This is a genomic window from Aquimarina callyspongiae (assembly GCF_034322225.1).
Taxonomy (GTDB): Bacteria; Bacteroidota; Bacteroidia; order Flavobacteriales; family Flavobacteriaceae; genus Aquimarina.
In genome coordinates this window covers 167,348-179,434 of the sequence record NZ_JAXLPA010000002.1, presented here as the reverse complement: position 1 = coordinate 179,434, position 12,087 = coordinate 167,348, and the positions used below count along the sequence as shown (strand labels likewise).

The 12,087-nt window shown below is 32.0% G+C and carries 10 protein-coding genes and 1 pseudogene; 7 read left to right on the top strand and 4 right to left on the bottom strand.

Annotated features, from left to right (window positions below):
- The first annotated feature begins 16 nt into the window (after positions 1 to 16).
- The 3 genes from U0D62_RS07865 (at position 17) to U0D62_RS07855 (ending at position 2,171) form a co-directional block, all read left to right on the top strand.
- The gene (locus U0D62_RS07865; protein WP_322195226.1) at positions 17 to 466 is read left to right on the top strand and encodes a nuclear transport factor 2 family protein; all 450 of its coding nucleotides are present in this window, start codon (positions 17 to 19) and stop codon (positions 464 to 466) included.
- Positions 467 to 597: 131 nt separating this feature from the next.
- Complete coding sequence (locus U0D62_RS07860) at positions 598 to 1,227, top strand: GyrI-like domain-containing protein (protein WP_322195224.1); 630 nt, start codon at positions 598 to 600, stop codon at positions 1,225 to 1,227.
- A gap of 407 nt (positions 1,228 to 1,634) precedes the next feature.
- Entirely contained in the window at positions 1,635 to 2,171 is a 537-nt protein-coding gene (locus tag U0D62_RS07855; RefSeq protein WP_322195222.1) for an SRPBCC family protein, read from the top strand.
- A gap of 195 nt (positions 2,172 to 2,366) precedes the next feature.
- On the opposite strand, the gene U0D62_RS07850 is transcribed toward U0D62_RS07855, so the two are convergent.
- Complete coding sequence (locus U0D62_RS07850) at positions 2,367 to 3,656, bottom strand: cystathionine gamma-synthase family protein (RefSeq protein WP_322287600.1); 1,290 nt, start codon at positions 3,654 to 3,656, stop codon at positions 2,367 to 2,369.
- Positions 3,657 to 3,868: 212 nt separating this feature from the next.
- On the opposite strand from U0D62_RS07850, the gene U0D62_RS07845 reads away from it, so the two are divergent.
- The 4 genes from U0D62_RS07845 to U0D62_RS07830 all read left to right on the top strand — a co-directional run bounded on the left by U0D62_RS07845 (position 3,869) and on the right by U0D62_RS07830 (position 7,611).
- Complete coding sequence (locus tag U0D62_RS07845; RefSeq protein WP_322195220.1) at positions 3,869 to 4,324, top strand: Lrp/AsnC family transcriptional regulator; 456 nt, start codon at positions 3,869 to 3,871, stop codon at positions 4,322 to 4,324.
- A 76-nt stretch (positions 4,325 to 4,400) separates the two neighbouring features.
- A complete protein-coding gene (locus U0D62_RS07840; RefSeq protein ID WP_322195218.1) occupies positions 4,401 to 5,129 on the top strand; it encodes an SDR family oxidoreductase in 729 nt (242 codons plus the stop codon).
- Positions 5,130 to 5,161: 32 nt separating this feature from the next.
- On the top strand, positions 5,162 to 6,253 hold the full coding sequence (locus tag U0D62_RS07835) for an alkaline phosphatase (RefSeq protein WP_322195216.1): 1,092 nt from the start codon (positions 5,162 to 5,164) through the stop codon (positions 6,251 to 6,253).
- A gap of 308 nt (positions 6,254 to 6,561) precedes the next feature.
- Positions 6,562 to 7,611, top strand: a complete 1,050-nt coding sequence (locus tag U0D62_RS07830) for an adenylate/guanylate cyclase domain-containing protein (RefSeq protein WP_322195214.1) — start codon at positions 6,562 to 6,564, stop codon at positions 7,609 to 7,611.
- Positions 7,612 to 7,996: 385 nt separating this feature from the next.
- Here U0D62_RS07830 and U0D62_RS07825 read toward each other — a convergent pair whose 3' ends face one another.
- From U0D62_RS07825 to holA, 3 genes and pseudogenes are all read right to left on the bottom strand, one after another.
- The gene (locus U0D62_RS07825) at positions 7,997 to 10,399 is read right to left on the bottom strand and encodes an ABC transporter permease (protein ID WP_322195212.1); all 2,403 of its coding nucleotides are present in this window, start codon (positions 10,397 to 10,399) and stop codon (positions 7,997 to 7,999) included.
- Between the two features lie 31 nt (positions 10,400 to 10,430).
- Positions 10,431 to 10,653, bottom strand: a pseudogene (locus U0D62_RS25530) (ABC transporter ATP-binding protein); the annotation flags it as partial.
- A gap of 413 nt (positions 10,654 to 11,066) precedes the next feature.
- Entirely contained in the window at positions 11,067 to 12,071 is a 1,005-nt protein-coding gene (gene holA, locus U0D62_RS07820) for a DNA polymerase III subunit delta (protein WP_322195210.1), read from the bottom strand.
- Positions 12,072 to 12,087 lie beyond the last annotated feature (16 nt).

Sequence of the window (12,087 nt, the reverse complement as noted above, 5' to 3'; positions counted from 1 at the left end):
ATCAACATTATTATTCATGAAATTATCCTTTCTTTTTTTAAGTTTTTTTTCTTTTATATCATTTAGTATTTATGGTCAAACCAAGCAAGATTCGCTAAGTATTAAACAAGTAGCTTTAGATTATATTGAATCTCAACATAATGTAAAGCCAGAACAATTTGAGCGTGCAGCACATCCCAGAATGGTGAAAAGAACTTTTTGGACAGATAAACAAACTAAAAAACAATACTTAAGAGAAACCTTTTCTGATGCTATGATTTTATTGGCAGAAACTTATAATCAAAATGGAGATAAGTTTCCTAAAAACCCAAAAAAAGAAGTAATCATTTTGGATATTTTTGATAAAACGGCATCTGTAAAGTTAATAGCTGATGAATGGATTGATTATATGCATATCATCAAACTCAATAAAAAATGGCAGATTGTAAATGTATTGTGGCAGTTTAAAGATGCCAGTAAACAATAACATATTCTAGGCAAGCTTTTTTAATCTTCGATTTATGAATTGTTTTAAGATGTATTACCCAATGGATACTGACATAGGGTTGTCATTCTAGCAGGTTACTTTTGTTTTAAACAAACAAAAAAACCGGTATTATGAAACATGAATGGAGGAAAAAAGAAAAAGGTATTTACATTCCTAAAAATAAACCTGAGTTTATAAATATTCCTGAATTTCGATTTTTAACTATCAATGGAACGGGTAATCCAAACGATAAATCTTTTCAGGATTATATTACTGTATTATACTCTTTGTCGTATGCAATCAAGATGAGTCCTAAAAAAGGAATAACTCCTAACGGATACTTTGATTATACCGTTTACCCTCTAGAAGGTGTTTGGGATATCAATGAAGAAGCAAAGAAAACATTTGATGGTTCTATCAACAAAGATGATTTGGTTTTCAAATTAATGATTAGACAACCTAATTTTGTCGATAACGTATTTGTAGAACAGATAATTCATCATACAAAAGATAAAAAACCTCATCCTTTATTAGATAGAGTAGTGTTTGAAACCATATCTGAAGGAAATTGTGTGCAGATGATGCATATTGGAAGCTATGACAGTGAACCGGCAAGCTTCAAAATAATGGAAGAGTTTACAGAAAATAATAGTTTTAAAAGAACGTATAAAAAACATCGAGAAATATATCTCTCTGATTTTAGAAAAGTAGCCCCCGAAAAATTAAAAACTGTTTTGCGATTTAATGTAACCCCCAAATAATCTCAAAACTCAAATCGTAGTATGCAAACACCATAATATATGAGGTTATGAGATAATCTTTTTATATCTTCAGACACCTATTATCTGTGGATTGCGTGACTACTTGCTTTTGGTAATTCTTTAATAAACTCTAAAATAAAACGAAAGTTAATATTTAATAAATTCATAATGCGTGTGTAAAAATGGTTTATACTTTTTTCAAATAATTATGGTACAAATATACATCTGCATGATATGCCAATCAATGGGGAAAACACCTGTTTTTACACAGTTAGAATCCCCCTAAAAAACATAACTGCTTCTTTATCAAACAATAAACAAATTAAAAAACTTTACATTTGTAATACTCCCCAAAAAAGATTTACAACCAATTAAACCCAATTAATAACCAATAAATAAACATGTATATGAAAGCTCTAAAAAAAGTAGGAATTATACTTATCGTATTAATCGTTATTGCTCTTATTGCTGCAATTTTTGCCCCCAAAGAGGTTATTTATGAAAAATCTATTAACATCAATGCTCCAATAGAAGTTGTTTGGGAAAACGTAAATAGTCTATCTGATCTTGACAAATGGAGTCCCTGGAATGATCTTGACCCCAACATAAAAAAAGATTTTACAGGAAACGATGGAACCATTGGCGCAACTGCAAGTTGGGATAGTGAGGTAAAAGATGTAGGAAAGGGAAGTCAAACTATTTCAAAAATAGAAGCTCCCACCTTTTTTGAAACTGATTTAAAATTCTATCGCCCTTATGAGAGTGAAGCCAAAGGATATATAAAATTAGCCAAAGAAAATAATAGTACGGTTGTTACCTGGGGATTTCAAAGTGAAATGCCTTATCCGTTTAACCTAATGGGGCTTTTTATGAATATGGAAGATAATATGGGTGAAACCTGGAGTAACGGGTTATCAAAGCTTAAAGAGCTTTCTGAAAACTAGGAATTATACTAAAATGTAACTCAAAAAATAACCCGGAAAAGCATTACAGCTTTTCCGGGTGTATAGTTTGTTCAAAAAATGAGGAATTCATTTTTACAATTATATTTTTTCTATATAATTTTTCCCTTTATTCAGTGCTTGGGGAAGCGCTTTGAAATGATAAAATGAACTTCTTAAACAAACTATTCTATAAAATTATATAGTTACTATTTCTTCTTTAGACACCTCTTCTGTTACCTTTTCTAATGCCTGCTCGATATCCCAGATTAGATCTTTTGAATACTCCACTCCAATGGATAAACGTACCAATTGATCTGTAATCTTCATCTGCTGTCGTTGATTTTCATCAACTCCTGCATGGGTCATTGTTTTAGGATGTTCTGCCAAACTCTCTGTACCTCCTAAACTTACGGCGAGCTTCATCAGTTTAAGGTTATTCAAAAACTGAAATGCTTCTTCTTCACCCCCAACAATATCAAAAGATACCATCGCTCCAGGAGCCGAACATTGCTTGTGATACGTATCATACGCCTTGGTTCCTTTTTTAAGCAGCCCAAGATAATATACTTTTTCAACTTTTGGATGATTTTCAAGATAATCTGCTACAACTTGTGCATTTTGAGTTTGTTGATTCATACGTACTTTTAACGTTTCTAAACTCCTAAGCATCAACCAAGCCGTATGAGGGCTTACCATGTTTCCTAAAAAGGTACGCAGTGTTTTTACTCGTTGCATCAACTCAGCATTTCCTAAAACTGCTCCTGCAATAAGATCACTATGCCCACCAATATATTTAGTTGCAGAATACAGCACTAAATCCGCTCCACATTGTAAAGGATGTTGCCATAATGGTCCCATATAGGTATTATCAACAGCTACCAAAGCCTTTCTTTCTGCAGTACTATATTTGGCTGCAATTTGACTAAACTGTTCTATATCTGATATATCATTTGTGGGATTAGCTGGAGTTTCCAGATAAATCATTGCCAGTTTATCTGCTTTACCCGATGTTTCGATCATTTCACACACCTCATCCATAGATTGCCCAGGCATTACTCCTATTGTATGAACTCCTATCTTATCCAAAAAATGATGAATAAAATGATCAGTTCCTCCATATAGAGGATTGCTATAAACTAATAAATCTCCCGGTTTTAAAAACTCTAATAATACAGTACTAATAGCAGACATACCACTTTCAAAAACCGCACAATCATCCGCTTTATCCCATAAACATAATCTGTTTTCCAAAATCTCCAGGTTAGGATTATTAATCCTACTGTAGATAAGTCCTAACTCTTCTTTAGGGGATTTTTCACGTAAACCATACGCTAACTCAAAAAAAGCTTTTCCTTCTTCGGCAGTTTTAAAAACAAATGTAGACGTTTGAAAAATAGGGCATTTAATAGCTCCTTCTGATAATTCTGGTTTATAACCATAGGTCATCATTAAGCTCTCTGGGTTAAAGTTGTGTTCTTCCATCAGTTTATTTTTAGTTAATACCTGAGTACTATTTCACCTTTTATTGAGGTTCATAAGTTCAGGATATATTAGTTTATCAATTCTATAAATCTACTTCAAAAAGAATATAAAACCATATAATGATTAAATTTCAGCATACAGAAAACGATAAACACATTTTAAAAGAATAATATTCTATATTTGTATAAATTCATGTAGTTATTCAGAAAAATATTATGGACAAAATTGATCGATCAATTCTTCTTTTACTTCAAAAAGATGGTAAAATTACTATTAAAGAAATTGCAGAACGTTTAAATCTAACCACTACTCCTATTTTTGAACGTGTAAAAAAATTAGAGCGTGATGGGTATATAAAATCATATAAAGCCATTTTAGATAGAAAAAAGGCTGGATTACACTTAGCCGTATTTTGTAATGTAACCTTAAACCTTCACCAAACAGATTATCTTAAAAAATTTGAAAAAGATATACAACAATTTCCTGAGGTTGTAGAATGTTATCATGTTGCCGGAATGTTTGATTATCTTATTAAGATCTATGCAGAAGATATGGAACGTTACCAGGATTTTTTATCTAATAAACTGGCTTCATTAGAAAATATTTCTAAAGTGCAAAGTTCTTTTGTGATGACAGAAGTAAAGGATTTTTCTTATTTACCAATTCCATAAAAAATTATATTTCTGCTTAACAAAAGATTTAGAATTCAACCTCTATCTTTGATCATCCACCTAAAAAAAAACTACGATGAATATTAAAGATGTCAAAGTATTGATTACAGGAGGCAATTCTGGTATAGGAAAGGCAACAGCCAAACTTTTGAAAGAAAAAGGAGCTCAGGTAGTAATCTCAGGAAGAAATGAAGACACTCTTAAGCAAACTGCTCAAGAATTGGGTGTAAGTTACATAAAAGCTGATGTTACCGATGAAACTCAAGTACAAGAACTCGTAGAACAAGCAAACATAAAAATGAATGGTTTAAATACCTTGGTTAACAATGCTGGGTATGGGTATGTCTCAAAATTAATTGATATCGATGCTGATAAATTCACCGATCAGTTTAAAACTAATATTCTTGGGGCTACGCTTTGTGCTAAGGCTTCTGCCAAGCATTTTATAGATCAGGAATATGGTAATATCATTAATATAGGTTCTACTTCTTCATTAAAAGGATCTCCTTCTGCATCTCCTTATGTAGCTACCAAATTTGCTTTACGCGGAATGACTGAAAGTTGGAGAAATGAACTACGCCCTCATAATATACGAGTCATGCAAGTAAATCCAAGTGAGGTTATGACCAGTTTTGCGAGTAACAGAGTTGATGGAAATACTAACGAAAAAAAGTATACTGAAGCAGAGCAGCAAACAAAACTAAGAGGAGAAGAAATTGCTCATACCATTTCTAGCCTATTAGAAATGGATGATCGTGGATTTATTACAGAAGCTACCGTTTTTGCAACAAATCCCAAAGTTTGACCCTATCAATAACTAAACAATAATATAAACACATGAAATATTTTTTTACATTACTAACCCTATTACTTATTATCTCCTGTAGCCAGGAAAAGAAAACGGAATCAAAGGTTGAAGAAACCGTTCAACCAAAGAAACCCAAAAATATTATCCTACTTATTGGTGATGGTACAGGATTAAGCCAGGTTTCTGCCAGTCAATATTTTAATCCTGACCCTTCAAATTTTGATCGCTTTCCGGTTATAGGATTAATTAAAACTTCATCTTCTGATCAGCTTATTACAGATTCGGCGGCAGGAGCCACAGCATTTGCCTCTGGAGTTAAAAGTTATAATGGAGCTATTGGGGTAAACAAAGATTCTATTCCTGTTCCTACAATCGTAGAAGAAATTTCTAAAAATGGATTAAGTACTGGAGTAATTGCCACCTCATCGATCAATCACGCAACACCTGCTAGTTTTTATGCTCACGCTAAGTTGCGAGGGATGTATGAGGAGATAGCTGCGTTCTTACCTACATCAGATATTGATTTTCTTGCTGGTGGAGGGATTCAGTTTTTTAATAAGCGTAAAGATGGTAAGGATCTTTTATCAGAATTTGAAAAAAACGGTTTTAAAGTAGATACCACAGCGCTACCAGAAAAGACCGACACTAAAAAACACGCTATTCTATTAGCAGAAAATGCAATGCCAACTATGTTAGAAGGTCGAGGAGATTTTTTACCAAAAGCTACACAACTCGCTATCGATGCACTTTCCAAAAACGAGGAAGGCTTTTTTCTTATGGTAGAAGGTTCTCAAATAGATTGGGGAGGTCACGATAATAACGCTGATTACCTAATTAGCGAGCTTATCGATTTTGACAAAACCTTGGGTGTAGCACTTGATTTTGCTAAATCTAACGGTGAAACCTTAGTTATTGTTACCGCAGATCACGAGACTGGAGGCTTTACATTAGCTCCAGATGATGGTGACTATAATAAAATTGCTCCTTCTTTTTCTACAGGAGGTCATTCCGCGACACTTATCCCGGTATTTGCCTATGGTCCTGAATCAGAAAACTTTGGAGGTATTTATGAAAACAATGAGATTTACCATAAAATGAAAGCTGCGTTAGGAAAGAATTAGAGCCATTTAAGGTTTTTCTTTATAGAATAAGATATCATATAAAAAAGCCACAATTTTGTATCGTTGTGGCTTTATCCTTTTGTAACATCTCGGATTACAAACCTGAGCTATCAAGTTTAAGATATATTTCCATCCTTTATGATATAATAGTACCAAAATAGCAAGTTGCTGCAAATAATTTTAAGTTCCTTAAAAATCCTCTAGATTTGTGTAATTCAATTAAGGATAAACATATTACAATATTACATATCTTGTACATTAGCTGTTATGGGATATAAACAATTGCTCACCAGAAAATTAGTAATTCAATGAATTTTAAACACAAGCAAAGGTGGAAAATCATACTAAATTACATTGTTGGTTGGGCCATGGCAATTGTATTTTTGAGTATTGTTCGTGGAGAAGGCACAAAAGAACTAGGGTCTGTTGAAATTGAATTTTGGAATTGGAATACAATTCTTTCAATATTCATTTTCGCACCGGTATTTGGGTTTATCTCTGGTTTTATACAAATATTCATTGAAGAACATGGATACAAACGGACTTCGTTTCGGAATCTCTTAATACTAAGAGCTATTTTTCTAATCCTTTTCTTGCTTACCATCATTGGATTAACGTATCCTATGTTCGGATCCAATACCGGGTTTATTGAATATGCTTTTGAGCCTGGAAGTTTTGCCCTTTATTTTTATATTGTTTGGGTTGATATTACTATGTTCATAATAAGGCAAATAAACCTTTTTCTTGGTAGTAACAATTTTTGGAATATTTTGAATGGAAAGTTTTATACCCCAAGGGAGGAAGAACGAATATTTATGTTTTTAGATCTTCAAGCTTCCACAAAGCATGCCGAACAATTAGGTCATGTTACCTACAGTAAAATGATTCAAGACTGTTTTAATGATTTAGGTATTGTAAGTAAAAATGAATCAGAAATATACCAATATGTTGGAGATGAAATTGTTTTATCATGGGATTTTGCGAAAGGAGTAAAAAATCAAAATTGCCTTATGGCTTATTTTAATTTTCAAATGCAACTGGACAAAAAGCAAGAATATTATATGAAAAATTATAATTGTAAACCCTTTTTTAAAGCTGGGTTAAATGCTGGTAAAGTTACAGTTACAGAAATAGGAAAGTATAAAAAAGAAATCGCTTATCATGGGGATGTCATTAATACCGCTGCAAGGATTCAAGGAAAATGTAACGAGTATAAGCAACAACTTTTAATATCAAAAAACTTAAAGGACATATTAGGAGAAAACCACAGTTTTCTGTTTAATAAAATTGGAAATGTTGAAATAAGAGGCAAGAAGAAAACAGTATCGATTTATTCTGTGAACCAAAAAAACAGCTAACACTGTATAATATACTTAGTCGTAGCTCCACTAGTCAGGAAACCAGCAATAACTAGGGATTTATTAATCTTTATGTTCTTACTCTTCCCACAACAAAATCAGAGACATTCTCAGAATATCACTCTTTTAAATACCTATAATACTAAAATAGTGTACCTAGGTATAACAAAAAAACCAGTTACATTGTTGTAACTGGCTTTTGTTATTTATTTGTGACAAACCTACGAGTCATCCAACCGAAACACAAACTTAACATTTGGAGACTCGTCTCAGAGAATTAAACCCCACAATATGATTAAAATGGATTATTTTATGTAAAAAAACTAAAAATGTATAATTTTATGTTTACCGATATTTAATCATAACTATTCCTTTTTTTATAGACCTATTCTGATCGCAATGAATTTACGGGGTTTATTATTGCTGCCTTTATAGCCTGAAAGCTTACAGTAATTAAGGCAATCACTAATGCACTAAAACAAGCTATTGCAAATACTTCAAAAGTAACTGAGGTACGATAACTAAATTTTTGAAGCCATTGATTCATAATAAAATAAGCTATTGGTAATGCTGCTACTAATGCGATGATAACAAGTGTTAAAAAATCTTTTGATAACAATAGCCACAATTGACTAATTGAAGCTCCTAATACTTTTCTAACTCCTATTTCTTTATTACGCTGTTCTGCTACAAAAGCTGCTAACCCAAACAAGCCTAAACAACTAATAAAAATGGCTAATACTGTAAATACTTTGGCTAGATTAGCAATACGTTCTTCCGTTTTGAATTTTGCTCCATATTCTTGATCTACAAACTGAAAATCAAAAGGGGTATTGGGGAAATTCTTTTTAAAAACATCTTTTATAATCTTTAAATTTGCACTGATACTTCGTTCTGGGTTTAATCTCAAATTATAAAAACTAAGACTTTGGTTTTTATCAAAAACATATAACGCTTGTTTTACTGGATCATAAGGTGATTGAACTATTATGTCTTCTACAACTCCAATAATTCTGAGCGGCGGTTCGGGCTTTGGATCATTAATATCCGAATCATTGATGTATTTTCCTATAGGATTTTGAATTCCCATATATTTTACTGCAGTTTTATTAAGAATAACAGCATTAGAATCTGTTGCAAATTCACGAGAAAACCCTCTTCCTTCGATGAGTTTTAAACCAAAAGTTTTTACAAAATCATAATTAACTGATGTATACGCAAAATCTTCTTGAAAATTTTCTGGTTTTCCATCCCAGGTATAACCACTTCGATTCGACCATACTTCAGTAGTAGGGCTGCTCATTGTTGTCATACTTAATACAGCTCCCGAAGCAATGAATTGATTTCGCATAGTTTCGTGCTTTCCAATAAATTGATTACCTATTACTGGTAATTGAATTAAGCCTTCTTTATCATAACCTGTTGGTCTGTTCTTGCTGAACTGTATTTGATTCATTACTATTAACGTACCAATAATCAAAGTCACAGATATTGTAAACTGTGTCACTACTAATATTTTTCGTGGTAAAGACGCATATCTTCCTGCTTTAAAAGTTCCTTTTAAAACTTTTACAGGTTTAAACGATGACAAATATAAAGCTGGGTAGCTACCAGCAAAAAATGCTGTAATGACAATAAAAATTATTGATAAAACCCAAAATATAATATTTGACCAAGGAAAGACAACAGTTTTATTTGCTATCGTATTAAAACTATTTATAGATAAAAGTACAATACTTATTGCCAAAATAAACGATAGCAAAACAATCAAAAAAGATTCTGTCAAAAATTGAAATACTAATTGCTGTCGTCGCGATCCAATAGATTTTCTAATTCCTACTTCCACTGTACGTTTTTCTGAACGTGCAGTGCTTAAGTTTACAAAATTGATACAAGCCAATATCAGCACAAAGAGGCCTATAATTCCAAATAACCATATATTTTCAATACGTCCTCCCTCTGGAATTCCATTTTCAAAATCACTTTTTAAATACCAATCCTTCATTGGAAACAAAAACAATTCTGGATTAAATTGAGCTTCATTAGGGTCTCTAATTTTCTTAACATCAATTATTTTTGATGTTACGGCTTTCATAGTAGTATTTTCATTGATCTGCACAAACAATTGAAATGAACTATTTCCCCATTGAGTTGCCGCCGCTTTAGTCCATTTTCTGTCAACGTATTGTTCCCAAGATATCAAATAACCCATTGAACTGAATGAATTATTTGCAGGAATATCTTGATATATGGCAGTGACAATTAAGTTATCTTTATTATTGACTTTTATAATTTTTCCTATCGCAGAATTGTCTCCAAACAATGCTTTTGCTGTAGATGAAGACAACATAATTGAGTTTTTCTCTTTTAACCCATCTCTAATGCCTCTAACAATTTGAAGGTTTAACATTTCTGGTGCTCCTTGTTGCATGGCATACCCCAATCTATTGATACTTTTATCTTCATAGCTTAAGTATCTTGGGTCCTCCCACGATGACATGATGATATGTTTAAAATAATCATTAAACTCCTGCCTTAACACAAATTCTAGAGGTCTTGGAATTGCTGGACTAGTACCTATATCGTCATTGCTTGTTTCATTCTGATATACTTGAGCTATAGTAGATTTGTTTTCAAAATAAGCATTGTAATTCAGTTCATCACTAATCCAAAGTCCAATAAGTAATGTGGCTGCCATACCAATTGCTAAACCAAAAATGTTTATAAATGAATATATTCTATTCTTAAGTAGGTTTCTCCAAGCTATTTTTATATAATTTTTTAACATAACTATTCGTTTTTTGATAAAGTAGGTAGTATTAAATCAATATATTTTCGGATACTTTTTGTTCGTCTAACATTCTAATAATACCAGAACTGTACTTAGCATCGTACTCATTATGCGTATCATAATAATAGTAGTATTGACTTCATTTAAATAAATCTATAACTTCATTACCATATGATACTATTTAGATTTCCTATTTGGTCATCGGCCAAGATCAATTTAGGGTTGTTTCCCAAGATTCCAGCTACAGCGACACTTAACTATATTTGTTATGAGTACTATTTTTTGAATTGATTTTCTTTTGAGTCGGTATATTCATGAGTTCTTTTTTATTATACTTAATATATGATAAAAATGATGCCAAAATCCTAATACTGCGTAAATCAAAAGTTTACAGTTTTAACTATAATAAAAAGTGTTCGGTTTTGATACAGCTTATGTTCAAAAATGTACACTTTATAGACTCTTATATTTTTAGTTTTGTTTTTTTATACTGAATTAATATTGAAAGTAGTATTAAAACACAAACATTTTAATTATAGAGAATGATGTTGACGTGCTCGCGACATTATAATTATCGTTAAAACCGTCGGTAAGGGGAATTGTTACAGAAAAGAATCTCAATAATAGTGCTTTCTAAATTGAAATGATTTTAAAATACAGAAAATCATCCCATAATTTTTACTAAAAGCTCTTTTAAAATATCGCCTTGAGGTAGGTTGGCTGCTCCTACTCCTTTACTCTTAACATCTGCATCTCTTAATAAAGCTATAATACGAGATACTTTTTTCATAGGGTAATTATGAGCAGCTTCTGTATAATCTTTTACAAAATAAGGATTGATTTTTAACGCGCTAGCAACATTGCGTTGCGATTTATCTGATAACCCATGATATTGTAATACTTGTGAGAAAAAGCTATATAGTAAAGAGATTGTAACGACTAGTGGATTATCTTTAGGATTTTGAGCAAAATAATTGATAATTCGATGAGCTTTAATCACATTTCTGGTACCAATAGCTTTACGTAGTTCAAAATTATTAAATTCTTTACTGATTCCTATATTTTGTTCTATCTCATCTGCGGTGATTTGAGATCCTTTAGGAATAATAAGTTTAAGTTTTTCAAGCTCATTATTGATTTTACCAAGATCCGTTCCTAAAAACTCTACCAGCATCTGTGCTGCTTTGGGTTCTATATTATATTTTGCTCCTGCGAGGACTCTTCTGATCCAATCTGCAACCTGATTCTCGTATAACTTTTTTCCTTCAAAAATAACTCCATTCTTAGCTACTACCTTATAGAGTTTTTTTCGTTTATCGATCTTTTTGTATTTATAACAAACAACCAAAACAGTAGACGGTTGTGGATTTTCTGCATAATCTACCAGTTTCTCAATAGTTCTAGAAAGATCTTGAGCTTCTTTAACTATAACTACTTGTCGCTCTGCCATCATAGGATATCGCTTAGCATTAGAGACAATGTCATCTATGCTCACGTCTCTTCCGTAAAGTGTCATTTGATTAAATCCCTTCTCCTCTTCTGCCAGAACGTTTTTATCAATATATTCAGAAATACGGTCAATATAATAAGGTTCCTCTCCCATCAAAAAGTAGATAGGCTTAATATTTCCGTTCTTTATATCACTTACAATTTGTTTTACTTCGTCCATTCAGAAAAAATCATCA

Bases quoted from the DNA above. Each gene is read 5' to 3' on its own strand.
- U0D62_RS07865 (WP_322195226.1), top strand. From the start codon at position 17: ATGAAATTATCCTTTCTTTTTTTAAGTTTTTTTTCTTTTATATCATTT.
- U0D62_RS07860 (WP_322195224.1), top strand. From the start codon at position 598: ATGAAACATGAATGGAGGAAAAAAGAAAAAGGTATTTACATTCCTAAA.
- U0D62_RS07855 (WP_322195222.1), top strand. From the start codon at position 1,635: ATGAAAGCTCTAAAAAAAGTAGGAATTATACTTATCGTATTAATCGTT.
- U0D62_RS07845 (WP_322195220.1), top strand. From the start codon at position 3,869: ATGGACAAAATTGATCGATCAATTCTTCTTTTACTTCAAAAAGATGGT.
- U0D62_RS07840 (WP_322195218.1), top strand. From the start codon at position 4,401: ATGAATATTAAAGATGTCAAAGTATTGATTACAGGAGGCAATTCTGGT.
- U0D62_RS07835 (WP_322195216.1), top strand. From the start codon at position 5,162: ATGAAATATTTTTTTACATTACTAACCCTATTACTTATTATCTCCTGT.
- U0D62_RS07830 (WP_322195214.1), top strand. From the start codon at position 6,562: ATGAATTTTAAACACAAGCAAAGGTGGAAAATCATACTAAATTACATT.
- U0D62_RS07825 (WP_322195212.1), bottom strand. From the start codon at position 10,399: ATGTTAAAAAATTATATAAAAATAGCTTGGAGAAACCTACTTAAGAAT.
- holA (WP_322195210.1), bottom strand. From the start codon at position 12,071: ATGGACGAAGTAAAACAAATTGTAAGTGATATAAAGAACGGAAATATT.